28 protein-coding genes and 1 tRNA gene are annotated in these 24,133 nt (G+C 33.9%); 18 read left to right on the top strand and 11 right to left on the bottom strand.

The window, feature by feature from the left end:
* Window positions 1-88: 88 nt before the first annotated feature.
* The 11 genes from ccoN to cmeU all read left to right on the top strand — a co-directional run bounded on the left by ccoN (window position 89) and on the right by cmeU (window position 10,780).
* Window positions 89-1,558, top strand: coding sequence for a cytochrome-c oxidase, cbb3-type subunit I (ccoN, locus tag DMB92_RS05135; RefSeq protein ID WP_142681984.1), 1,470 nt, complete (start codon window positions 89-91; stop codon window positions 1,556-1,558).
* 12 nt (window positions 1,559-1,570) lie between these two features.
* Window positions 1,571-2,236 (top strand): cytochrome-c oxidase, cbb3-type subunit II, encoded by a 666-nt coding sequence (ccoO, locus tag DMB92_RS05130; RefSeq protein ID WP_142681983.1) that lies wholly within the window; start codon window positions 1,571-1,573, stop codon window positions 2,234-2,236.
* A gap of 5 nt (window positions 2,237-2,241) precedes the next feature.
* Window positions 2,242-2,505 (top strand): cytochrome c oxidase, cbb3-type, CcoQ subunit, encoded by a 264-nt coding sequence (locus DMB92_RS05125; protein ID WP_142681982.1) that lies wholly within the window; start codon window positions 2,242-2,244, stop codon window positions 2,503-2,505.
* Window positions 2,505-3,383, top strand: coding sequence for a cbb3-type cytochrome c oxidase N-terminal domain-containing protein (locus DMB92_RS05120; protein ID WP_142681981.1), 879 nt, complete (start codon window positions 2,505-2,507; stop codon window positions 3,381-3,383). The genes DMB92_RS05125 and DMB92_RS05120 overlap by 1 nt, the downstream gene beginning before the upstream one ends.
* Window positions 3,383-3,601: a DUF4006 family protein gene (locus DMB92_RS05115; protein WP_142681980.1), complete on the top strand. Its 219-nt coding sequence runs from the start codon at window positions 3,383-3,385 to the stop codon at window positions 3,599-3,601. The genes DMB92_RS05120 and DMB92_RS05115 overlap by 1 nt, the downstream gene beginning before the upstream one ends.
* A gap of 94 nt (window positions 3,602-3,695) precedes the next feature.
* Window positions 3,696-4,274 (top strand): hypothetical protein, encoded by a 579-nt coding sequence (locus DMB92_RS05110; RefSeq protein ID WP_142681979.1) that lies wholly within the window; start codon window positions 3,696-3,698, stop codon window positions 4,272-4,274.
* The gene (locus tag DMB92_RS05105; RefSeq protein ID WP_142681978.1) at window positions 4,271-4,834 is read left to right on the top strand and encodes a hypothetical protein; all 564 of its coding nucleotides are present in this window, start codon (window positions 4,271-4,273) and stop codon (window positions 4,832-4,834) included. Before DMB92_RS05110 ends, DMB92_RS05105 begins: the two co-directional genes overlap by 4 nt.
* Window positions 4,831-7,194, top strand: coding sequence for a PD-(D/E)XK nuclease family protein (locus DMB92_RS05100; protein ID WP_142681977.1), 2,364 nt, complete (start codon window positions 4,831-4,833; stop codon window positions 7,192-7,194). The genes DMB92_RS05105 and DMB92_RS05100 overlap by 4 nt, the downstream gene beginning before the upstream one ends.
* A complete protein-coding gene (locus DMB92_RS05095; protein ID WP_142681976.1) occupies window positions 7,191-10,004 on the top strand; it encodes a RecB-like helicase in 2,814 nt (937 codons plus the stop codon). The genes DMB92_RS05100 and DMB92_RS05095 overlap by 4 nt, the downstream gene beginning before the upstream one ends.
* Window positions 10,005-10,069: 65 nt before the next feature.
* Window positions 10,070-10,516: a protoporphyrinogen oxidase HemJ gene (gene hemJ, locus DMB92_RS05090; RefSeq protein WP_142681975.1), complete on the top strand. Its 447-nt coding sequence runs from the start codon at window positions 10,070-10,072 to the stop codon at window positions 10,514-10,516.
* A 12-nt stretch (window positions 10,517-10,528) separates the two neighbouring features.
* A complete protein-coding gene (cmeU, locus tag DMB92_RS05085; protein ID WP_142681974.1) occupies window positions 10,529-10,780 on the top strand; it encodes a CmeU family protein in 252 nt (83 codons plus the stop codon).
* Here the strand turns inward: cmeU and DMB92_RS05080 are convergent.
* From DMB92_RS05080 to DMB92_RS05065, 4 genes are all read right to left on the bottom strand, one after another.
* Complete coding sequence (locus tag DMB92_RS05080) at window positions 10,777-11,364, bottom strand: IMPACT family protein (protein ID WP_142681973.1); 588 nt, start codon at window positions 11,362-11,364, stop codon at window positions 10,777-10,779. The two genes, cmeU and DMB92_RS05080, sit on opposite strands and share 4 nt — an antisense overlap.
* Window positions 11,365-11,913, bottom strand: a complete 549-nt coding sequence (locus DMB92_RS05075; RefSeq protein ID WP_260604756.1) for a TM2 domain-containing protein — start codon at window positions 11,911-11,913, stop codon at window positions 11,365-11,367.
* 9 nt (window positions 11,914-11,922) lie between these two features.
* Window positions 11,923-12,321: a hypothetical protein gene (locus DMB92_RS05070; protein WP_142681972.1), complete on the bottom strand. Its 399-nt coding sequence runs from the start codon at window positions 12,319-12,321 to the stop codon at window positions 11,923-11,925.
* Window positions 12,322-12,387: 66 nt separating this feature from the next.
* Window positions 12,388-12,462, bottom strand: a tRNA-Glu gene (locus tag DMB92_RS05065).
* A 154-nt stretch (window positions 12,463-12,616) separates the two neighbouring features.
* On the opposite strand from DMB92_RS05065, the gene DMB92_RS05060 reads away from it, so the two are divergent.
* Window positions 12,617-13,180, top strand: a complete 564-nt coding sequence (locus tag DMB92_RS05060) for a manganese efflux pump MntP family protein (RefSeq protein ID WP_142681971.1) — start codon at window positions 12,617-12,619, stop codon at window positions 13,178-13,180.
* A gap of 14 nt (window positions 13,181-13,194) precedes the next feature.
* Here DMB92_RS05060 and DMB92_RS05055 read toward each other — a convergent pair whose 3' ends face one another.
* Entirely contained in the window at window positions 13,195-13,953 is a 759-nt protein-coding gene (locus tag DMB92_RS05055; RefSeq protein WP_142681970.1) for an exodeoxyribonuclease III, read from the bottom strand.
* 135 nt (window positions 13,954-14,088) lie between these two features.
* Between DMB92_RS05055 and DMB92_RS05050 the strand changes: the two genes are divergently transcribed.
* From DMB92_RS05050 to pyrC, 4 genes are read left to right on the top strand one after another with little or no spacing between them, the layout of a single operon-like run.
* Window positions 14,089-15,624: a phosphoethanolamine transferase gene (locus tag DMB92_RS05050; protein WP_409513396.1), complete on the top strand. Its 1,536-nt coding sequence runs from the start codon at window positions 14,089-14,091 to the stop codon at window positions 15,622-15,624.
* Between the two features lie 14 nt (window positions 15,625-15,638).
* On the top strand, window positions 15,639-15,995 hold the full coding sequence (locus DMB92_RS05045; protein ID WP_142681968.1) for a diacylglycerol kinase: 357 nt from the start codon (window positions 15,639-15,641) through the stop codon (window positions 15,993-15,995).
* A complete protein-coding gene (locus DMB92_RS05040; protein WP_142681967.1) occupies window positions 15,995-16,243 on the top strand; it encodes a replication/maintenance protein RepL in 249 nt (82 codons plus the stop codon). Before DMB92_RS05045 ends, DMB92_RS05040 begins: the two co-directional genes overlap by 1 nt.
* Window positions 16,233-17,231: a dihydroorotase gene (pyrC, locus tag DMB92_RS05035; protein WP_142681966.1), complete on the top strand. Its 999-nt coding sequence runs from the start codon at window positions 16,233-16,235 to the stop codon at window positions 17,229-17,231. Before DMB92_RS05040 ends, pyrC begins: the two co-directional genes overlap by 11 nt.
* 16 nt (window positions 17,232-17,247) lie before the next feature.
* Here the strand turns inward: pyrC and DMB92_RS05030 are convergent, their stop codons facing one another.
* The 6 genes from DMB92_RS05030 to dapB form a co-directional block, all read right to left on the bottom strand.
* Window positions 17,248-17,469 (bottom strand): hypothetical protein, encoded by a 222-nt coding sequence (locus DMB92_RS05030; RefSeq protein WP_142681965.1) that lies wholly within the window; start codon window positions 17,467-17,469, stop codon window positions 17,248-17,250.
* Between the two features lie 11 nt (window positions 17,470-17,480).
* Window positions 17,481-17,855 (bottom strand): NINE protein, encoded by a 375-nt coding sequence (locus DMB92_RS05025; protein WP_142681964.1) that lies wholly within the window; start codon window positions 17,853-17,855, stop codon window positions 17,481-17,483.
* Between the two features lie 131 nt (window positions 17,856-17,986).
* Window positions 17,987-20,098, bottom strand: a complete 2,112-nt coding sequence (locus DMB92_RS05020; protein WP_142681963.1) for a methyl-accepting chemotaxis protein — start codon at window positions 20,096-20,098, stop codon at window positions 17,987-17,989.
* A 168-nt stretch (window positions 20,099-20,266) separates the two neighbouring features.
* On the bottom strand, window positions 20,267-20,983 hold the full coding sequence (locus DMB92_RS05015) for a class I SAM-dependent methyltransferase (protein ID WP_142681962.1): 717 nt from the start codon (window positions 20,981-20,983) through the stop codon (window positions 20,267-20,269).
* 2 nt (window positions 20,984-20,985) lie between these two features.
* A complete protein-coding gene (purF, locus tag DMB92_RS05010) occupies window positions 20,986-22,326 on the bottom strand; it encodes an amidophosphoribosyltransferase (RefSeq protein WP_142681961.1) in 1,341 nt (446 codons plus the stop codon).
* A complete protein-coding gene (gene dapB, locus DMB92_RS05005) occupies window positions 22,327-23,055 on the bottom strand; it encodes a 4-hydroxy-tetrahydrodipicolinate reductase (RefSeq protein WP_142681960.1) in 729 nt (242 codons plus the stop codon).
* 133 nt (window positions 23,056-23,188) lie between these two features.
* Here dapB and DMB92_RS05000 point away from each other — a divergent pair, with 133 nt between their 5' ends.
* Entirely contained in the window at window positions 23,189-23,398 is a 210-nt protein-coding gene (locus tag DMB92_RS05000; RefSeq protein ID WP_142681959.1) for a molybdopterin-binding protein, read from the top strand.
* Window positions 23,399-23,425: 27 nt separating this feature from the next.
* Window positions 23,426-24,127, top strand: coding sequence for an NAD(P)-dependent oxidoreductase (locus DMB92_RS04995; protein ID WP_142681958.1), 702 nt, complete (start codon window positions 23,426-23,428; stop codon window positions 24,125-24,127).
* Window positions 24,128-24,133 lie beyond the last annotated feature (6 nt).

Genomic DNA, 24,133 nt, shown 5'->3' with positions numbered 1-24,133 from the left:
AAAGCTTTTATTTTGTAAATTTAAGAAAAAATATATTTTTTTTATTTTATAATACTGCACTAAACTAAAAAATTTTTAAGGAGAACTTATGCACCCATGTAATTCAATCAATTACGATTATACGGTTGCTAAATATTTTATGTTTTCTACAATTTTGTTTGGTATAGTGGGCATGGCTATAGGCACGCTCATTGCCTTTCAACTTGCGTATCCGGACTTAAATTATTTAGCGGGTGAGTATGCTACTTTTTCAAGACTTAGACCACTTCACACTTCAGGCGTGATTTTTGGTTTTATGCTCTCTGGAATTTGGGCAACTTGGTATTATATAGGACAACGCGTTCTTAAGGTAAGCATGGCAGAATCGCCATTTTTAATGTTTATCGGTAAGCTTCATTTTTGGCTTTATATGATTTTAATGGTTGTTGCTGTGATTACGCTTTTTGCAGGAATTTCAACCTCAAAAGAATATGCAGAGCTTGAGTGGCCACTTGATATTGTGGTTGTTCTTGTTTGGGTACTTTGGGGTGTGAGTATTTTTGGGCTTATTGGTATTCGCCGTGAGAAGACGCTTTATATTTCTATATGGTATTATATCGCTACTTTTCTTGGTATTGCTATGCTTTATCTTTTCAACAATATGGAAGTTCCTACTTATTTTGTAAGTGGTGGAATGGGAAATTGGTGGCATAGTATTTCTATGTATGCTGGAACAAATGATGCCCTCGTTCAGTGGTGGTATGGACACAACGCTGTTGCCTTTGTTTTCACCGTGGGAATTATCGCTCAAATTTATTATTTCCTACCAAAAGAAAGCGGACAGCCGATCTTTTCTTATAAGCTTTCATTATTTGCATTTTGGGGCTTAATGTTCGTTTATTTGTGGGCTGGCGGACACCATTTGATTTATTCTACTGTTCCTGATTGGATGCAAACTATGGGTTCGATTTTTTCTATTGTCTTGATCTTACCTTCTTGGGGTTCAGCAATCAACATTTTGCTTACAATGAAAGGCGAATGGGAACAACTTAGAGAAAGTCCGTTGATTAAATTTATGATCTTAGCTTCAACTTTTTATATGTTCTCAACTCTTGAAGGACCAATTCTTTCTATCAAATCAGTAAATGCTCTTGCTCATTTTACAGATTGGATTCCGGGGCATGTTCATGATGGAACACTTGGCTGGGTTGGCTTTATGACTATGGCAGCACTTTATCATATGACTCCTAGAATGTTTAAAAAAGAACTTTACAGCAAATCTTTAATGGAAGCTCAGTTTTGGATACAAACTACAGGTATAGTGCTTTATTTTGCTTCAATGTGGATAGCTGGTATTACTCAGGGTATGATGTGGAGAGCTACTGATGATTATGGTAACTTGCTTTATACTTTCATTGATACTGTGGATGCTATTATTCCTTATTATTGGATTAGAGCAGTTGGTGGGCTTTTATATCTTGTAGGATTTTTCATGTTTACTTACAATGTTTATAAATCAATATTCTCAGGAAGAGCGCTTGAAAAAGAACCAACAAGTGCTTCGCCTATGGCAGCGTAAAAAGGAGAGAAAATGTTTAGTTGGTTAGAAAAAAATCCATTCTTTTTTGCTGTGGCTGTTTTTGTTGTGATTGCCTATGCAGGTGTAGTAGAGGTTTTGCCGGGTTTTGCAAATAATGCAAGACCTTTAGAAAGTAAAAAGCCTTATAGTGTTTTAGAACTTGCTGGTCGTCAAGTTTATATCAATGAAAGCTGTAATGCCTGCCATTCTCAGCTTATTCGTCCCTTTAAATCAGAAACAGATCGTTATGGTATGTATTCTGTAAGTGGGGAATTTGCTTATGATAGACCTTTTTTGTGGGGTTCAAAAAGAACAGGACCTGACTTAGCTAGGGTTGGAAACTATAGAACAACAGATTGGCATGAAAATCACATGTTTGATCCAACTTCAGTAGTTCCAACTTCTATCATGCCAGCTTATAAGCATATGTTTAAAAAGATGGCTGATATAGAAACAGCTTATGCATCAGCACTTACTCAAAAGGAAGTTTTTAATGTGCCTTACGATGTTGAAGGACAAACAAAACTTGGTACTTGGGAAGAAGCTCAAGCTGAAGTAAAAGCCCAAGCTGAAGCCATAGTTGCACAGATGAAAGATCCTGAAGTTAAGGCTGCGTTTGAAAGGGGCGAGATTAAAGAAATCGTCGCTTTGATCGCTTATTTAAATAGCTTGAAGTAGGATTTATGGAGAATATTAAAATTTTTTTTAATGTTTTGCTTGATATCATTACCTTAAATTTAAGCGATATCGATAAAGAAAGATGGGAAGTTTTCCAAGCTTATGGCTTTTTCTTTTTGATGTTTTTTATGGTGGTGGTTTTATATGCTTATTGGTTTCATCTTTATAGGGCTGAAAAAAAGGGCGATAAAAATTATGAAAAATACGCTAAACTTGCCCTAGATGATGAACTTAGCGATAAAGTTTTAGAAGAAAAAAGGAGTGCTTAATGCAATGGTTAAATTTACAAGATAATGTTAATTTATTGTCTTTGATAGGTGCTGCTCTTATTATTTTGATTACTTTGGTTGTTGTGGCTAGAATGTTCCAGCAAATGAAGGTAAAAAAAGAAAATGCAGAGCTTAGTGAGCATACTTGGGACGGGATTGGCGAGCTTAAAAATCATATCCCAACCGGTTGGGCTGTAGTGTTTGTTTTAACACTTGTGTGGGCGATTTGGTATTTTTTATGGGGCTATCCTTTAAATTCATATTCACAAATTGGCGAGTACAATAATGAAGTTGCTGCACATAACGCCAATTTTGGAGAAAAATTTAAAAATCTTTCAGCTGATGATAAGATTGCTATGGGACAAAATTTATTTTTGGTTCAATGCTCATCTTGTCATGGCATTACTGCTGATGGTATCAATGGCAAGGCTCAAGATCTTAATATTTGGGGTAGCGAAGAAGGGCTTTTAGATGTGGTTACTAAGGGTTCTAAGGGTATGAACTATCTCATGGGAGAAATGACTCCAGCAGCTGAACTTGGTATAGCTCAAGAAGATATTCCAGCAGTTGTTGCTTATGTGGCAAAAGAGGTTTCAGCTATCAAGAAAACAAAAAATGAAAATTTGGTTGAACGCGGTAAAGAAGTTTTTGCAACTTGTGTAACTTGTCATGGCGAAGATGGCACAGGTGTGATCGGTGGTGAGGTTATGGCTCCTGATCTTACTAAGTATGGTTCGCCAGCTTTTGTTGAGGAAGTGCTTAACCGCGGTAAAGCAGGTCATATAGGAACTATGCCAGCCTTTAGCTCAAGTATCTTAAATGAAATCCAAAAGCAAGCTGTAAGCGAATATGTGATTTCTCTTTCAAGGGGTGAATAATGGAAAATACAAATAGATGTGTTTTTGGTTTAGATGGGATTGCGGGCTTTTTGATCGCTGTTGTTCTTTTGCTTGCGATTTTGGTGGGACTAAGCATTTGGGGCGTTAAAACTCAGCAAAATGTTATGCAAAAGCCTTATAGTCTTGAAAAAGCAAATGAAATCAAACAATTTGGTTCTACAAGGGAACAACACATTATCATAAAGGATATCAAATGACTAAAAGCTTAGAAATTTTGATTATTGCGGGTTTGATACTTTCTGCTGCTATTACTGCTTGGGCTGTTTTGACAGCAAATCATCTTCAAATAGGATGAGTAAATTCTTTAAAGGCGGTTTTTTAGCCGCCTTGTTATTTTTTCCAAGTTTTGTTTTTTCCTTAGATCATGTGCTTGTCAATGAAAAAGAAACCCTAAATTTAAAGGTTGTTGAAAAATTGCAAAGTATGGGCGAGGAGTTATATGATAAAACAGGAGTTTTTGTAGCTGTAGCCATAGGAGATGACACAAGCCTTGAAGCACTTTTGCAGATAGAAAATAAACTAAATTCCCCTTATATCTTGCTTGCTCTTTCAAAAAGTTCTAGAAAGGTGGATATTATCTCAAGTAAAGAAGCTTCAGTATTTTTTGATAAAAATGAGGTTTTAAATCGCTCTATTGTTCCTATCTTGGCTTCTACAAAGGGTAAGGATATTTACAATGCCTCTATTTTAAATGGCTATGCCGATATTATCGATCAAGTAGCAGCTTATTTTAATGTAAAGCTTGAAAGCTCGGTAGGTAATGCAAACAGAGACACTTTAAATATACTTCGGATTATATTTTACGGCTTTATTTTGATCGCTGTTTTGTATTTTGTTCAAGGTCGTATGAAAAGGAAAAGGATACGATGAGTAAAAAAAAGACTTTTTGGCCTTATGGCATTTTGCTTTCTCTTTTTGCTATAGTTTTAGCTTGTATAGCGACTATTATTTTCGCGAGTGATTATCCCGTGCATGAAGATGATTTTTATTTTGAAAAGTATCAAAGCGTTAAGGATAATTTTAGCCAGATCGAAGAAAAACAAAAAATCTTTGATGAAAATTTTGCTATTTTGTTGAAAGATGAGCTTAAAAAAGAACTTGTTAATAAAAAAAGAAAACAAGAAGCCTATGTGGTAGAAAATGAACGCTTACAAATTCTTATTGTAGAACAAGATAAGCAAAGGTTTAAGGCTAAAGATCTTAATATCACGGTTAAGCTCACACGCCCACATACAAGCAAAGAGGATAAATTTTTTGAGTTTTTTGAAGAACAAAATGCAAGTTCTGCCTTACTTTCCGATACAAAATCAAACACCAGACTTATAAATCTTGATTTAAGTGGCTTAAACAAGGGTAGGTATCAAGTAAAAATAAAAGCACAAAATGAGCAAATAATCGGCTTTAAAAATTTCGAACTCATACTACCATGAAAGCCTTTGTTTTTACTACAAATAGGGCATTAAAAGCCTTTTATGAGGAACAAAAAAATAAGGATGCCTTGCTTGATAAGGCTTTTAGCGTGAGGGATTTTTTTGCAAGCCTTTTGCTTAGTGATAAATTTAAGGCAAGCGAGTATGAGCGTTTGCTTTTAATGCAAAAAGCATGCAAGCAGTGTAAAAAAAGCGAGGAAGTGCTTAAGATCCCAAGCAATTTTTTTGCCTTTTTGAAAAATTATGAGTATTTATTTTCCTTTTTTAAAGAACTTTGCCTTGCAAAAAAAGAGATCAAGGATCTTAAAAATCAAGATCTTTACGCCTTATATGATGAGCATTTAGATATCTTAGATGAGCTTTTGAAAAATTATTTTTGCAATTTAGAAAAAGCAAATTTATACGATGAGCTAAGCTTGATTAAAAATTTCAAGCTCAATCTAGACTTTTTAAAAAATTACGAAAGCATAGTTTTTTATATGGATGGCTTTTTATCTCCTTTTGAAAGCGAGCTTTTAGAGCTTATCAGCAAAGAACTTCCCCTTAGTTTGCATTTTAAAACGAGCCAATTTAATCTTGATTTTTTAAAGAGCTTGAGCTTTTTAAAAGAGCTTGAGCTTGAAAAAAATAAGGCTTATATCTTTGATCTAAACACAAAAAAGCTTAGCTTAGAGGGGGATTTTTCACATCAAGCAAGCTTTGTAAGTGTGCAAAAATTTGAGCTAAGAAGCTTGCAAGTTAGCTTTGTTTTTAATGAGATCAGTAAGTTCGTAAGAGCTGGCATAGAGCCTTCAAAGATAGCTCTTATCACTCCTGATGAGAGTTTTTGTGAGCTTTTAAGACTTTTTGACAGATATAATATGCTTAATTTTGCTAGTGGGATTTCTATAAAAACAAGTCTTTTTTATCAAAGGCTTAAAGCCTTATATAATGCTCTTATAGACGATAATTTTAGCTATGATGAAAATGAGGCTTATTTTAGTGATGAAAAAACAAGCTTTGATCTTAAAAATACCCTTTTAAAAAGCTTTGATCTTAAAGTATATAAGGAGCTTAAAAAAGAGCTTTTAGAAGAGGTGGATTTTGAGTATTTTTCTTCTTTTATCTTAAGTCTTATTGAAGATGAAAGCCTAGAAATAAGAGATCAAATTCAAAATGAGCTTTTTTTCATTAAAAGCTTGTTAGAATTTGAAAAACTAAGCCTTAAAGAGCTTTTGGAGCTTTTTATTATGAAGCTTTCTTCTTTAAAGCAAAGCTTTGTTGGAGGTGGGGCTGTTACTGTTATGGGGCTTTTAGAAAGCAGGGGGCTTTGTTTTGATGGGGTGATTATTGTTGATTTTAATGATGAGTTTATCCCAAAAAGAAGTGCAAGTGCTATGTTTTTAAATGAGGCTGTGCGTAAAAAAGCTGGGCTTATCAGTGCTGAAAATAGAGAGAATTTACAAAGATTTTATTATGAAAGCTTGATGAAAAATGCTAAGCGTGTAAGCCTTTGCTATGTGGAAAATGAAGAGAGGCTAAAAGCTCGCTTTTTAGATGAGCTAGGATTAAATATAAAAGAAGAAAATACCCATTCTAGCCTTGCTTTTTTGCGTGCCTTACAATACACAAAAACACCAAAAAAACTTGATTTAAATCCCCTAAAAGCACCAAGTCTTAAATATGACTTGTTTAAAGAAAAGCTTTCATTTACCCGTTTAGATCTTTTTTTAAAGCATAAAAGAAGCTTTTTTTATAAGTATATTTTAGGCATTAAAGAAGCTAGGGCTTTGAATTTGAGCTTTGAGCCTAAAAATATAGGAATTTTTTTACATAAGCTTTTAGAACTTTATTATCAAGGATCAAAGAATGATTTTGATTTTAAAAGATTTATGAGTTTATTAAAAGAGCAGGCAAAAAAAACAGAGCTTTCAAGGCTTGATTTAAAACGACTTGAGCTAAGATTTAAGGATTTTGAAAGGCTTGAAAAAGAACATTTTTCTAAAGGCTTTAAAATTTTACACACAGAATATAAGCTTGAAAGAAAGCTTGATGAAAAAATCACACTTCAAGGCATTATAGACCGCATAGATGAGGGGCTAAATTTTAAGCTCATTATTGATTATAAAAGTGGAAAAATCCCAGAAAAATCCTTTCAGCCAGCCTTTTATCAACTACTTTTTGATGAAAAGGCTGAATTTTGTTTTTATGATTTGCAAAATATGAAAAAAGATAAGGGCAAAGATACTAAAACCCTTGATGAGCTAAAAGAAACACTAAAAAGACTTAAAAGCGAACTTGAAGAAGAACTTTGTTTTGAAAATGAGCAAAAAAATGAGTATTGCCCTTATAAGCTCATCTATGAAAAGGATTTAAAATGAGCGAATTTAAACCATTTTTAGCCCTAGAAGCAAGTGCTGGCAGTGGAAAAACCTTTGCTCTAAGTGTCCGCTTTATCGCTCTTATGTTAAAGGGAGCAAGGATCAATGAAATTTTAGCCCTAACCTTTTCAAACAAGGCTGCAAACGAGATGAAAGAAAGGATAATCTCCACTTTTTTAAACTTACACAAAGAAGAAAAAAGTGCCGAGCTAAACGAACTTTGCAAGCTTTTAGCAAAAGAAAAAGAAGAGATCTTAAGCCTAAGAGATCAAAAAAAAGCTAGGTTTTTTAGAGCTGAGTTAAAAATTTCAACCTTTGATAGCTTTTTTGCTAAAGTGCTTAGAGCCTTTTCTTTAAATTTAGGGCTGATGAGTGATTTTGCTATTAGGGCTGAGGAGCTTGAGGTGAAAAATGCTTTTATTGCAAATTTAAATGAAGAAGAGCTTTCAAATTTAGCCTTTTATTTAGAAAGAGTGGATAAAAGCTTTTTTAAAGATTTGGAAAAAATGTATCAAAATATTTATGATTTTGAGCTTACAAAGGCTGTTTTTCCTAATTTAAAACAAGTCAATCAGTGCTATTTAGAGCTTAAAAGCTATGCTTTAAATTTAAGCACAAACTCAAATTATCAAAAGAATTTCCAGCTTGATGGTATTGAAAGCTCGGCTGATCTAGCTTCCTTGTGTGAAAAGCCCTTAATTTCTAAATTCGAAAATGACTATTTTGAAAAAATAAAAGAAGATGAGCATTTTATGAATAAAAGAGCCTTGCTCATAGAGGCTATAAATAGCTATGCTAAAGAGCTTGAAGCCTTTAAAATCTCTCAAATTCTAAGACTTTTAAAGCATTTTGAAGAGGTAAAAATAAGAACAAATAAAGCCCAAAACATTTTAAGCTTTAATGATGTAGCTAAAAATACCCTAAAGCTTACGCAAAGTGAGAGCAGTGAGCTGATTTATTTTAGGCTTGATGGAGCAATTTCTCATCTTTTAATCGATGAGTTTCAAGATACAAATCTTGTGCAGTATGAAATCTTAAAGCCCCTTATTGCCGAGCTTCTTTCAGGAGAAGGAACGAAAAAAGAAAGAAGCTTTTTTTATGTTGGGGACAAAAAGCAAAGCATTTACCGCTTTAGAAGCTCTAAAAAAGAGCTTTTTGATCTTTTGCAAAGTGAGTTTAAGAGCATTGAGCTTGATAAGCTTGATACAAATTACAGAAGCCATACTCTTTTGGTTGATTTTGTAAATGAAGTTTTTATGCAAAAATATCCAAATTATCAGCCTCAAAAATCCTTGCCAAGCAAAAAAGGAGGCTTTGTTAAGATTGCTACTATTAAAGAAGAAAGCAAGGAGTTAAAAAAAGAGCTAATTTTTGAAGCTGTGTTTGAAGAACTTGTTTTTTTAAAAGAAAGGGGAGTGAATTTAAACAAACTTTGCATTTTGTGTTGGAAAAATGCTGATGCTGACGAGCTTGTGGAGTTTTTAAAAACGCATCATTTCAAAGCCTTTACGCAAAGCGATATTAATCTTGCAAATAAAGCCAGTGTGGCTTTGCTTTTAAGCTATGCGAAATACTGCGTTTTTGGCGATGAACTTTATCTTGAACAATGCCTTAGTTTGCTAAATCCAGCTTCTTTAATGCAAGAGTATTCACTCAAAAGAGCCACAAAGGCTAGCGATTTAGAGGAGTTTAAAAAGAGGCTTTTTATCCCTGCTAAGCTTAGTTTAAGATTATATGAAAATCCAGCTAGCATTTGTCTTTATCTTATCAAAAAGCTTGGTTTAGATCTAAGTGATATAGCCTTGATCCAGTTTTTAGAATACGCAAGTAAGAAAGAAAATTTCCTCGAACTTTTGTTTGAGCCTTGCGGTGAAAAGATCTTAAATGAAGAAAATTTAGGCATTAGTATAATGACCTTGCATAAATCAAAGGGACTTGAGTTTGAAAGCGTGATCTTGCTTGATAGTCTTTCAACAAGAGAAAATTCAAATAAGGATAATTTGCTCTTTGAATTTGATATTGAAAAGGGCTTAGAGCTTCGCATTAGGGATAAATTTCGCTCAAGAACTAAAGAGAGTGATTTTGAAAATTTTATAGAAAAAAGCAAAAAAAATGACGCTGAGGATAAGCTTAATACCCTTTATGTGGCTATGACAAGGGCAAAAAATAATCTCATCATCATAAAAAATCCACCAAAACATTTTAGCTATTTTAACAGCGAGCTTTATTTAAATTTAGACTGCCAGCAAAGAGGAGAAATTATAGCTGATGAGCATGAAATTAAGCCTCAAAAAGAGCTTTTAGATGAACTTGAAGCCTTTGAGAAAATCCCTTTGCAAGAGCTTTCAAACAAAGAGCAAACAAGGAGCAAGGAAATCTTTTTTGGAGAGGCTTTTCATTTTTTAATGCAGCATATTGATATAAAAGAGGGGCAAAATTTAAATCTTATTTACGAGCAAATGGCTAAAAAATACAGGCATTTTTTAGATGAGCAGGCTTTAACTTCTATCTTTAAAAGAGCTAAAGCCTTGCTTTTTAATGAGGATTTTCAAAAATTGATTAAAAATAAGGAGCTTTTTAAGGAACAAAGCCTAAGTTTTGAGGGGCAAATCAAACAGCTTGACTTACTTTGTGTTGGAAATAAAGAAGTCTTTGTTATTGATTATAAAACAGGGCAAAGCTTTGAAGATGAGCATATTAAGCAACTAAGTTTTTATAAAAGAGCAATCACTCATATACTCAAAAAAGATACAACAAGGGCTTTTTTGTTTTATTGTTTGGAAGATGAGATAAAAATCTTAGAAGTATAAGAAGACTTAATAAAGCTTAAATTTTTCATTAGCTATAATTTTTGAAATAAAAATAAAGGAAAAAAATGAACTTTTTACTTGAGCATTATGTGTGGATCAAGGCTTTTCACTATCTTGGCTTTGTTTCTTTTATGGCAGGGCTTTTTTATCTTCCTCGTCTTTTTGTATATCATGCTGAAAATATACAAAATGAAGGCTTTGTTAGTGTTGTAAAGATACAAGAAAGAAAGCTTTTTTGGGGTATAAACACTACAGCTATGCTTGCGACCTTGCTTAGTGGGCTTTTGATGATAGCTTTAAATCCCTTGCTTATGAAAATGCCACATATGCACGCAAAACTTAGCTTCGCCTTGCTTTTGCTTGTGTATTATTTTGATAATTTCCGCTATCTTAAGCAGTTTGCAAATGATACCTGTAAAAAAAGTGGAAAATTTTTTAGAGCGTATAATGAAGTGCCAACCTTGCTTTTTATAGGCATAGTGGTTTCTTTTGCTGTTGTTGGTGTATTATAAAAAGGAGTGTTCATGGATAAACAAAGAGTGGTTGAAAATTTAAACGCCTTGTTTGAGGCGAGGGCTAAATTTTATGAGTTTTTTGATAACAATATCCCTAAAATTTCAAATACTGATGTATTTGATTTTTCAAAGGCAAAAAATGCTGATCTAAAAGAAGTGTATGAGCATTTTCATTTATTTGATTACAAGATAAGAAAACTTTTGCCAAGTCTTTATAAAGCTTATGAGATTAAAGATGAGGATTTAAATAGAAATTTTTAGGCTTCTTGTAGGCTAAATTTTCTTGCTTGATTTTGTAAAAAATATACAAGTTTTTCTTTTTCTTTAGGGCTAAGCTCGAGTTTAAGAAGAATATCATTTTCGCGAAAATTTTTTGTAAAAATGATATTTTCTTTGTTAAAAAAATGCTCAAATTTAGCAAGCAAGCTTAGACTTATTTCAAGCGTAAAATACTTTTTAAGCTCAAAATCTTGCAAAGAAGCATCTTTTATCACAGCATTACACGCATCGCTATAGGCTCTTACAAGTCCTCCTGTGCCAAGTTTTATACCCCCAAAATACCGCACCACGATCACAGCACTATCAACGAGCAAAGCTCCTCTTAAGGTATTTAAACAAGGCATTCCAGCCGTTCCCCTTGGCTCATTATCATCGCTTTTATCCTCTATGATTTGTCCAAGTTCGTTTAAAAAGCGATAAGCATAGACAAAATGCACGGCTTTTGGGTGTTCTTTTTTTAAATTTAAAAGTAGGGTTTTAAATTCTTTAAATGCACATAAAAAGGCTATGAAACTTGACTTTTTAACCTCTATCCTAGCTTCTTTTGTTGAACAAATGGTTTTCATTTAGCTTTGTTCGCTTAAATCCTCTTTTTTTGTATTTAAGAGTTCAAAAATTTTTTTGAGATTATCTTTTTTTATCCCAAAAAATACTAAAAAAATATCCGCAAGCATCCAAATAAACGCAAGAAGAAGACAAATAGCAGAACAAGCTAAGCCGATTGTATAAACATTTATAAAATCATCTCCATCATCATAAGGCTCGAAACCAGTATAAGGGTTAAATCTATCATTATAAAGATCAAAACTAGAATATGGTTCAAAAGAATTCGTAGCAGAAGTGATCATAAAAAAAATTAAAAGTATATAAGAACCCCAAAATAAAAGAATCTTAGCAATACCTAGTCCCTTATCTCCCTTATAAAATCTATCAACACCAAAAGTTCCTAAAACAAGTGAAAAAATCAATCCTGTAATAGGATTTTTAACCTGAAGAAAGGCAAGCTTTTCAATCTTTTCTTGTGAAGCACTATCAAGACTTTCTTTAAGGTAAGAAACACTATCGTTTGGTACTTTGTCGCGAAGTTGCATAAATAAAATGTCTGTATTTGTCATTATTTTTCCTTAGGAGTTTAAAATTTGAAAGATTTTAAGAAGATTATCTTTTTTTACGCCCTTAAAAACTAAGAACATATCTGCTATCCACCATACATAATAAATTATCATTACAAAAATAGCTATAATCAAAAGTTCCTCGCTATCATTTGCACCCAATACAATAGCTACAAGAGTTATGATAATTTTAAGGATACCCAAGCCCAAATCGCCTTTATAAATTCTATCTATGCCGGGTAAAATGATGCTTAAAACAAGAGCAAGGAGCGGATTTTTAAGCTTTAAAAAGACAAGTTTTTCTAAATTTTCTTCACTGCTTTTATCAAGACTTTCTTTAAGTTGAGTTAAACTATCGTTTGGAACCTTATCTTTAAGCTGAGTAAAAAGCAAAAAACGAGTATCGCTCATAATTTCCTTTCAAGATAAAATAGCTGGAATTTTATAAAAAATAAGATAAAAATTTGCTGAAAGGAGTGGTGACCCATACGAGACTCGAACTCGTGTTACCGCCGTGAAAGGGCGATGTCCTAACCGCTAGACGAATGGGCCAGCTTAGAAAGCTTAATGCGTAATTAAAAGCAAGATTATACACTTTTAATACTTAATAAAAACTTAATAATAAATAATACAAAATTACTACAAAATTAATCATGTTTTTAGCTTTTTTTCGTTAAATTTCACTATCCCAAATCAAGGTTAAATTATGGACATTACAAGTTTGTTTATCCTAGCCTGTGCTTTGTCTATGGACGCTTTTGCTGTATCTTTGTGCAAGGGTTTTAGTGTTGAAAGACTGAAATTTAAGCATTATATGATCGTTGGAGTGTATTTTGGTGGTTTTCAAGCTCTAATGCCTGTGATTGGGTATTTTTTTGGTATTTCTTTTGCTTCTTTTGTGGAACAAATTGATCATTGGATAGCTGCGATTTTACTCAGTATCATAGGTTTAAAAATGATCAAAGAATCCCGTCAAAAAGAAGCCTGTGATACTAATTCTAATGAATTTGGCTTTAAGATCATGCTTGGTTTGGCTGTAGCGACAAGCATTGACGCACTAGCTGTTGGGGTAAGCTTTGCTTTTTTGAAGGTTAATTTATGGCTTTGCGTACTTTTTATCGGAGTGATCACCTTCATTTTTGCTGGTTTTGGACTTAAAATCGGCAATAAATTTGGCATTAAATTTAAAAGCAAAGCCGAGTTTTTGGGCGGTTTGGTGCTTGTTTTACTTGGGCTTAAAATTTTACTTGAACACCTATTTTTTGAATAAATACCACAAGAAATTCAAATATCTAGCTCTATGCCTACAGGTGCATGATCTGAGCCAAAAATATCTGTTCTTATAAAGGCATTTTTGAGCTTTTTTTCTAAATTTTTTGAAATGAAAAAATAATCAATCCTCCAGCCCACATTTTTTTCTCTAGCCCTCATTCTATAAGACCACCACGAGTAATGCTCCTTAATATCGCCATTTATGTGCCTAAAAGTATCGATAAAACCAAGCGAAAGTAAATCATCTATCCAAGCCCTTTCCATAGGCAAAAAGCCTGAAGTTTTCGCATTTGCTTTGGGGTGAGTAAGATCGATTTCTTTATGTGCGGTATTGACATCGCCACAAATGATGATTTTTTTATCCTCTTTTAAAAGCTTTTTAAGGTATTCTAAAAAATCAGCATAAAATTTCATCTTGAAATTTAGCCTCTCCTCGTCCTTTTGTCCGTTTGGAAAATAGATATTAAAAAGCACGATATCATCAAAGCGGTGTTCTAAAACCCTGCCCTCATCATCGTCAAAAAACTTACATTTACTTGTCTGACAATCAAAATCACACAAGCTCATCACGCCAGAATACCCAGCCCTTTTGGCTGAATTTGAAAAGATATGTTTGAAATGAAGTTCATAAATTTTTTTTGGAAATTTATCCTCGTACGCTTTGATCTCTTGAAAGCCTACAAAATCAGGCTTTTCTAGCTCAATCCAAGCCAAAGCTTCTTTATCACAAATAGCACGAAGTCCATTGACATTCCATGAAATCAGTTTCATTTATACTCCTTAAGTCAAACCCTAATGATAGCATAAATTTATATTAAGTTTCATTAAGGCTTGATTTGTATAAAATGGCTAAAATTCCTCACTTTAGATTTAAGGAAAAACTTGAAAAAAAGGCTTTCATTTCGCATTTCTTGGTTTTATTTTGTGTTATTTAGTGCTTTATATCTTACGGCTATGAATTTTGTTTTGTTTGAGTTTATTTTTTCAAGGCTTGAGGATAAGGGTTTTTTTTATTATATTATTTTTATTTTGCTTCATTTTTTTATTTTGGTGGCTGTTTTTTCCGTATTTTTCTTGCCTTTTGTGGCAAAGTTTTTGATGATCATTTTTGTCTTGATAGCAAGTGCAAGTTCTTATTTTATGATGAAATATGGCGTGATTATCGATCATTTGATGATACGCAATATTTTTCGCACAGACATTAAAGAAGTAAGTGAGTTAAGCTCCTTTTCTATGGTATTTTGGATCTTTTTATTTGGTCTTTTGCCTTGTTTTTGCTTGCTTAAAACAAAGATTGTTTATGGAAGCTTGAAAAAGCATTTAGCACTTCGTTTGAGCATGTTTTTGATCTCTTTGCTTATCATAGCTGCGATTTTCTTGCCAATGACTAGCTTTTTTGTTTCATTTTTTAGAAATAATTATGAAGCTGAGTTTTACACCACGCCTTTTTATCAAATCAAATCTTTCATTAAATTTAGCAAAGAAGACTTACTTCCTAAAAAAGAGCTTCAAAGTATAGCAAAAGACGCTGTTTTAAGCCCAAATTTACAGAAAAAAATTCTTATTTTAATTGTTGGAGAGACGGCAAGAGCGGCAAATTATTCTTTGGGGGATTATTCTAGGAATTTAACAAATGAATTTACTCCAGATGAGGGTGTTGTATTTTTTGAGAATTTTTATAGTTGTGGTACAGCAACGGCAAAAAGTGTGCCTTGTATGTTTTCAAGTTCAAAGGCTAAAACCCACTCAAACAGCGAATACGCTGAAAATGTACTCGATATCTTGCAAAGACTAGGTGTTAAGGTTACTTGGCTTGGTAATAACTCAGGAGGTTGTCAGGGCGTATGTGATCGTTTAATCAATGTCCGTAAATTTTCAAATGAATTTGATGGCTTTTTGATTGATGAGGTGAAAAAAGAGCTTGAGAGCCTTGAAAATATGGAGCTTGTGGTGGTTCATTTGCAAGGTTCTCATGGACCAACTTATTATAAGCGTTATCCTAAGGAATTTCGTAAATTTACTCCAACTTGTGATACAAATGAGCTTCAAAAATGCACCGAAGAAGAGCTTATAAATACTTATGATAATACGATTTTATATACCGATCATGTGGTTGAAGAAATCATCGATGAAGCCAAGCTTCACACAGAGTTTTTAAGCTCAGTGATCTATGTTTCAGATCATGGTGAGAGCTTGGGGGAAAATGGAGTGTATCTGCACGGCATGCCTTATTTGCTAGCTCCTAAATTTCAAACTCATATCCCTCTTGTTTTTTGGAGTAATGATTTGAGTTTAAATCAAAATGCTTTCAGTAAAAAGCACTTAAAGCTCAGCCATGATAATCTTTTTAGCTCCTTGCTTGGCTTTTTTGGTGTGCAAACTAGCCTTTATGAACAAGAATATGATCTTTTCAGCCAAGAACTTAAGCCAAATTTAGACTAAAAAGGAAAAAGCAAATGAAACCAAAATACAATTTTTTCAAAAACACAGGCTACGCACTTTGTGGGCTTAAATTTATGCTTTTAAATGAAAAATCTTTTAAAATAGAGCTTTTTATCATCATTCCTCTTATTATTTTTTCGCTTTTTTTAAGGCTTGATTTGTTTGCTCACTTGCTTTTGATCGCTGTTTTGTTTTTGATACTTATTTTAGAGTGCGTAAATTCAGCTATCGAAGCTTGCGTGGATCTTTGCAGCCCTGATTTTCACCCCTTGGCTAAGATCGCTAAGGATTGTGCGAGTGGGGCGATTTGTCTTAGCATAAGTTTAGCAGCTATCATGTGGGCTTTTATTTTATTTGATTTGTGGTTTTGATGGATAAGTTTGATTTTTTATGTGAGCAAATTTTTGGTAAAAAGAAATTTGAAATCTTTAAATTTCTTTGTGAAAAAGCTGATGAAAACGGCTTTATTTTTGTTAAAATAGACGAATTGATGAAAGAGCTTAATACAAGCAAGCCCACTATCATCGCAAGTTTTAAATTCCTAGAAGAAAAAAAGCTTTTTAAACGCCTTAAAAATGGGCTTTATAAGCTAAAAGTGAAAGATGAAAATGAAGATTAAAAATCCCTTAGATATGCACCTACATTTGCGAGACGAAGCCATGCTAAAGCTGGTAGCTCCTTTTTCTGCGAAAGATTTTAGAGCGGGCGTTATCATGCCAAATTTAATCCCGCCACTTACGAACCTAGAGCAACTTAGAGCCTATAAAGAAAGGATAACAAGCCTTTGTGAAAATGCGAATTTCACGCCTTTGATGACGCTTTTTTTTAAGGATTATGAGGCGAAGTTTTTAGAGCTTGCAAGGGCTGAAATTTTTGCTATCAAGCTTTATCCAGCAGGCATTACGACAAACTCAGCAAATGGGGTTGCAAATTTTGATTTAAAGAACCTAGCTTCAACCTTAAATGCGATGAGCGAGCTTGAAATTCCTTTACTTGTGCATGGGGAAACAAATGATTTTGTGATGGATAGAGAGGCTAAATTTGCTCCTATTTATGAAGCTTTGGCACAAAATTTTCCAAGGCTAAAAATCGTTATGGAACATATCACGACAAAAACGCTTTGTGATTTGCTTGAAAAATATGAGAATTTGTACGCCACGATCACACTTCATCATCTTTTGCTTACTCTTGATGATGTCGTTGGTGGGAAAATGCAACCGCATTTGTTTTGCAAGCCCATAGCCAAAAGATATGAGGATAAACAAGCACTTTGCAAACTTGCTTTTAGTGGCTATGAAAAGGCGATGTTTGGAAGCGATAGTGCACCTCATTCAAAAAACGATAAAGAATGCTGTGGCTGTGCGGCTGGCATTTTTAGTGCGCCGGTTGCTTTGAGTGTTTTGGCTGAGCTTTTTAGCAAGCATTCAAATGAGGCAAATTTGCAAAAATTTATCAGCGATAATGCTTGTGCTATCCATAAGCTTGAGTTTTCAAAAGAAAAAATTATCACGCTTAAAGAAGAAAAATGGCAAGTGCCGCAAAACTACGGCGAGGTTGTGCCTTTCATGGCAGGAAGTGAGCTTAAATTTAAGGTAAGTGCAACTTAAGCTCAGGTGGCATAATTTAAACTCTATTTACAAGAGCATCTCTTATATCTATAAGAAGATAGATGATAAAAAAGCTAAGGAATAAAGCTACAAAAGAGCTAATGAGCGTAAATAAGCCTGAAAAAAATCCCACTGAAAACATTGCTACGATAGAAACTATGAAAGCAACGATAAAACTTAAAGCCGCTACTATATCAAGTATCAAGCGTCCAAATGTGATGACTATGTCTTTAATCATTGTGTATCCTTTTAAAGTATTGCTAAAATTTTATTGAGATTATCCTGCTTGATCCCTTTGAAAACTAAGAAATAATCCACAACAGTCCAAACCCATACGATAAGTAAAAGCAAAAGCCCTATGTAAATAACTGCAGTTAACCAACCTATGACACATAAGGCAAGTTTGGCTATGCCAAGTCCTATATCGCCTTTATAAAACCTATCTATACCAAAACCACCAAAAAATATACCTAAAATAAGCCCAATAATGCTACTTTTAAGCGGAACAAGAGAGATATTTTGAAGTTTATCTTCGCTCGCATTTTTAAGCTTTTCTTGCAACATAGGCAAGGACTGAGCTGGGATTTTATCTTGAATAGTCATTAAAACAGCATTAGCGTCCATATTTTTCCTTATAACATAAAATAAGGTGTTATTATAATATAAAAAAGCTATTTTTTCAATATAAATTATAAAATTAGAGAATTTTTATGCTTTTTATAGAATTTTTATCCTAGTTTTTACTAGGATAAAATTTAGAATTTCTTTTTCTGTACATCTTCGAGGATATTGTGTGCTATATCGCTTACTGTATCTGAGATATCAGCACTTTCATTAGCAATACGAACATTATCTTTTGTGGTTTGATCAATTTGTGCTACGCTTTCATTGATTTGAGTTATACCTGCTGTTTGTTCTTTGATACTTTCAGCCATATCATTGATACTTTGCACAAGTAAATTTGTATTGGCTTCGATTTCACTTAAAGATTTTTGTGTTCTTTCAGCAAGTTTTCTAACCTCATCAGCAACAACGGCAAAGCCTCGTCCATGCTCTCCGGCTCTCGCAGCTTCAATGGCAGCATTAAGGGCAAGTAAGTTGATTTGATCAGCTATATCGCCTATGATACCTGTAACATTTTTGATCTCTTCACTTTGGGTAATAACATCACTTGTTTTTTGAGAAACATTTTGCATACTTGAAGTAATTTCCTCAAGTGCTGCCGCAGTTTCTTCAAGTGAAGCAGCTTGTGAATTTGATGAGGTGGTAAGAGAATGAACAGCGTTTTTGAGCTTTTCGCTTTCACTTGCTAAAGAATTTGCAAACTCAGAGCTTTGAGTAAGCATTTTGATGATTTCTTGACCAAGAGCATTTGTCGTAACTTCTACCGCACCCTTTGCATCTTTTACCTCTGTGGTAAAGTCTAGAGATTTGTAGCTATTAAACACTCTTTGAATTTCGTCCATATCAGATCCAACCCTTGCTTGTAGGGCATTAAGCAAGCGGTTGAGAACATTTTTAAGTTCTATAAGCTGAGGGTTTCTTGGATTTGCTGTGATCCTCGCTGTAAGATTTCCACCCTCTACGACTTGAACGGTTTGAACGCTCTCTTTTACTGCTTGGGCATCTTGTTCAAGACCTAGGCGTGTTTTTTCTATGTTATCATTAATGATCATACCCATTTTTCCAAGCTCATCATTAGCACGAATTCTAATAGCTTTTACCTCTATTTTTTCGTGGTTGAGGAAGCGGAAGAAGCTATCTAGGGCATGAAGTATAATAGGTAGTCTCGCACCAACTATCTTTCTTACGCAGAAGAACACGACGATCAAAATAGCAATCAAAACAGCCACTGCAATACCAATAATAATAAGCTCAAGCTCTTTTAAAGGCTCTAATACAGACTTATGAGGTGTAGTTACAAGTATGCTCCAATAACTTGCATCCCCAAAGGTTGAAAAGCTACTTACAGTAGCATAAGAAAGATCTCCTGTTGAAGCGATATAATCATCAATGAGTATATCTTTGTGTTCTTTTATGGCGTTAATAATCTTATCTGTAGCATTTGGGTTGATTTCAGGAAGAGTTTTAAGTATAGCATTATTATTTTTGTGAATAGTAATGATACCCTGATCTGTGATTAAAATCCTCAAATCTCCCTCATACAAATCAAGCTTAGGATCAAGTAGGGTCTCAGACATTTCTAAAAAGTCCATAGTATAGCCCAAAACACCGATTTGTTTTTTAGATTTATCAAAGATAGGCACGGCAAGGTTCATACCCAAAAATTCTTGTCCACCAAAATTAAGTCTTGATGGAGGTCCAAAATAAATATGATCATGTTCGCCGTATTTTGAATTTTGTTGTATGTCGCTGATAATATCCATTTGGCTAAAATTATCGCTAAATTGCATCGTTTCTATGCCATCATATTGACCTGTTGTAGTGTCAAAAAACACCATACCAAATTTTCCACTAGAACTTGTATATCTTTTATCAGCATGTTCTAAATCAGATATGATAGAAGTATCCTTGAGGTATAGAAAGGTATAGGCTGCGTAAGCACTGCTATCAAAGGTATTTTTTAGTATAGATTCAAGTGTTTTTATATCAACTTGATCGTTTTGTTCTAAGATCTTATTTATCGTTGCACCAACTCCTTTGGTCAGGACAACAGATTCATCAAGAATGCCACGCATGTAATTTACATATCTTTTTGAGGCTAAAGATATAGAAATTCTAGCTTCTTGTTCCATATAAGAAGCAACTTGTGAGGTTATGTTAGAAATAAGTATGATTAAGCTTGCTATAACCACTATACCAACATATAAAACGAGTTTCGTGCCTATACTTAAGGATTTAAGCATGTCATTTCCTTGGATTGTTTTTTGCAAAATCTTATAAACTTGCTATTTTATCAAAAAAATGAGAAAATGGAGTATAAAAAAGCTATTTTTTAATGTTTTTATAATTTTGTGTATCATATTTACACACTTTAACCATGAATATTGTTTATTTTTGTTAATTTATTAGGATCAGCTAAGGATCAAGAGTTTGATCTTTGAGCTGATCGTTTCTGTAACTTCCGTTTTTATAAGCTTTGAAAGCTCTTTTTCATCTGCATTGATATCGCTCATTTTCAAATGCCACAAAGCATTTTGCAAGGCTTCTTCTTTGCTTCTTTTCACAATGCGTTTTTCATCAAAAATAAAGCTTTTATAAGGGATATTTTTCTCATCTAAAAAATCTTGAAATTTCTTCTCATAAGGAACTTTTTTAGGCTTTACATTAAAATGCTTAAAAATGGGTGCTAGAAAATCACTTTGCCTAAATTTAGCCCAGCCTAAATAAATTTTTATATCCGCTAAGCTGATAAAAGCTTCAAAGTCCTTAGTGCTTTGCAAGCTTGGCGACATGCTCAAAAAGGCTATATCAAAGCGTGCTTTGGGATTTTGCAAGATAAAATCATCAAATTGCAAATGCGTGGTTTTAACATTTGTAAGCCCTAAATTTTGACTATCCATACTTAAAATTTCAAGCATACTTAAAGAGCTATCAAGCGCAAGCACTTCTTTAGCCAAAAAAGCTAGATGAAGCGTCCAAACGCCCGTGCCACAGCCTATATCAATGAGAGTTTTATCTTCAAATTTAATGCCCAAGTCTTTAAAAATTTCAAAACTTTGTTTTTGAATTTCATTTAAATCCTTGCTGTATCTGGCATAAGTTTTTGCTTTTTGATCCCATAAATTCATAGCTAATCTTTGATAAAATAATCCCCATTAAAGCTTGTAAGCGAGTATTTTCTCGTAGATCCTAAACTTTGCACAAGCTCATCTATGCTTAAAAAGCTAAGCGTATCTGCTCCTATATACTTTCTTACTTGCTCGACATCTTTTTGAGAGCTGATAAGCTCTTCAAAAGTAGGTGTGTCTATACCATAAAGATCAGGAAATTTGATCTCAGGACAAGCAACCGCAAAATGAATCTTTTTTGCCCCTGCTTGTCTTAAAAGAGAGATGATTTTTTTAGAAGTTGTTCCACGCACTATACTATCATCAATAACGATGATTTCTTTATCTTTTAAAACCGCTTTCATGGGATTTAGTTTAAGTTTAACCTTTAAATTTCTAAGCTCTTGGGTAGGCTCTATGAAAGTTCTGCCTACATAGTGGTTGCGAACTATAGCCATTTCAAGCGGAATTTGAAGCTTTTTAGCAAAGCCAATAGCAGCACTTACCCCACTATCAGGTACAGGCACGACAAAATCAGCTTTGTGTTTAAAATGAGTAGCCAAGCTCTCGCCCATTTTTTTACGCATTTCATAGACGCTTTTACCCTCGATCACGCTATCAGGTCTTGCAAAATAAATATACTCAAAGGCACAAATTCTAGGATCAGCTTTAAAAAGCTCTATGCTTTGAAATTCCTCTTTTCCTTGTGTAAAGATAAGCATTTCCCCCGGTCTTACATCACGGATAAACTTAGCTTCTATAAGATCAAAGGCGCAAGTTTCGCTAGCAACGATATATCCTCCATCTTTTAATCTTCCTAAAGATAGGGGTCTTACTCCAAAGCGATCTCTTGCAACAAAAAGCTTATCAGCACTTGCTAAAACAAAACAATACGCTCCCACGCAATCTTTCAAGCTTTCTATAAATCTTTCTTGAAGCGAGCTTTTTTTGCTTCTTGCGATAAGATGAACTACATTTTCTGTGTCCATGTTTGTGCGAAAAATTGCTCCTTCGTTGATAAGCTTGGTTCTTATTTCGTTTTTATTGACCAAATTTCCATTATGTGCTAAGGCTATATCACCAAGCATACAAGTAGCAGCGATAGGTTGTGCGTCGTTTAAGCTTGAATTTCCAGCTGTTGAGTAGCGGTTATGTCCTATGGCGATTTGTCCTTGAAATTTGTTTAAAATGTCTTCACTAAAGACTTGATTAACCTCTCCTTTTGCTTTGATCGTTTTGATATTTTCTCCATTACTTACGCTTATGCCACTTGCTTCTTGCCCTCTGTGTTGCATGGCAAAAAGAGCGTAATACGCATAAGTGCTTGCATTTTTTGAATTAATCACCCCAACAACTGCACACATTTAAATTCCTAAAAAATCATTCATTTCATAAAAGCCTGCATTTTGTAAGTTTAACCATAAAGCGATCTTGATCGCACCCTTAGCAAAAGTAGCTCTTGAAGTGGCTGTGTGATTAAGTTCTAAAAACTCGCCATTTTCATAAAAACCTATGGTGTGTCTTCCTACTATGTCTCCACCTCTTAAACTCATAACACCGATTTCATCTTTGCTTCTTTCGCCTATGATCCCATTTCTTCCACTTATTCTAACACTTTGTAAATTTAAATTTCTAGCCTCAGCTACACTTTGTGCTAAGCTCATTGCTGTGCCACTTGGAGCATCTTTTTTGTGGCGGTGGTGCATTTCTAAAATTTCTATATCAAAGTCTTTAAGCATAGTGCTTGCTTGTTTTGCAAGATGATTTAACACGGCAACGCCTAAAGACATATTGCTTGCATAAAATATCGGCATTAAAGAACTTGCTTGCTTCATAAGTTCTTTTTCTTTTTCGCTTAGTCCTGTTGTACCGATAACTAAGGGCTTAGGACTTGTTCTTGCAAACTCAAGTAAATTTTTTGTCCCACTTGGTGCTGAAAAATCAATAATCACGCTTGATTTTTCAAAGAGTATTTCATAAGAATCCCCCTCGTTAAAAAGCATGGCTAAATTTGCATTTTTTTCATCAAGCAAGCAAAGTTCTATTTGTTTTCCCATGCGTCCATTTGCTCCGTGGATGCCTATTTGTGTCATCGTTTTCCTTAAAAATTTATATGAGATGATATTGTATCAAAATTTCTATTAAGCTTTTTTTGATTTATATTGCAAATTTTTGTAAGTTATGTTACAATTTCCGCCGAATTAAATTTTATTTAAAGGAGACACGATGAAAATCAGTGCAAGAAACCAAATCAAGGGCAAAATCGTTGAGATTGAGCAAGGTGCAGTTAATGGTATCGTTAAGATCGATATAGGTGGTGGAAATATTATTTCAGCAAGTATTTCTATGGATTCTATCAAAGAACTTGACTTAAAAGCAGGCAAAGAAGCTACAGCTATCATCAAAGCAAGCTCTGTAATGGTGGGCGTGAATTAATTTACGCTATTTTTGTGAGGGTTTATGATGAAGAGATTTTTAGCATGGTTTTTGTGCTTTGTTTGTGTTCATTTTGCTTTTGCGGCTGAAAAAGCAGGTGCAAATAAAAAAATTGCCGTTTTATCAGCAAATGGAAGACTTGGAAGTTTGATCGTTGAGGAAGCTTTAGCAAGAAAACTTTCTGTGGTTGCTTTTGTGAGAGATTCAAGCCAAAGAGTACCCAAGAATGCTACTATCATTAAAAAAGATATCTTTGATCTACAAAAAGAGGATTTGAAAGATTTTGATGTGATTATCAGTGCTTTTGGTGCTTCTGATGCGAAATCATTTGAGAGATATTACTCAAAGCTTGCTTCTTTGTTTAAGGATACAAATAAAAAGCTTATTGTGGTCGGTGGTGCTGGAAGCTTATATATGGATAAAAAACATAGTTTAATGCTTCAAGATACTCCTGATTTTCCACCAGCTTATAAGGTCGTAGCAAAGGCTCATGCTGATGGTTTAGCTTTTTTGCGTAAGCAAGATTTTGATTTCACTTATGTAAGCCCTCCAGCTGACTTTGTTTATGAAGCTAAGAAGAGTGGTAAATACACGCTTGGCGGAGATGAATTTTTTGTCAATTCTAAGGGCGAGAGCAAAGGCAGTTACGCTGATATTGCTGTGGCTATCATTGATCTTGCTCTTAAGGGCGGATATAAAAAGCAACGCGTGAGTATAGTTGCTGAGTAAATTCTA

Origin of the sequence: Campylobacter sp. MIT 99-7217 (assembly GCF_006864365.1) — a bacterium.
GTDB lineage: Bacteria > Campylobacterota > Campylobacteria > Campylobacterales > Campylobacteraceae > Campylobacter_D.
The sequence above is the reverse complement of the archived record's forward strand: the minus strand, read 5'-3'. Positions and strand labels throughout refer to the sequence as shown.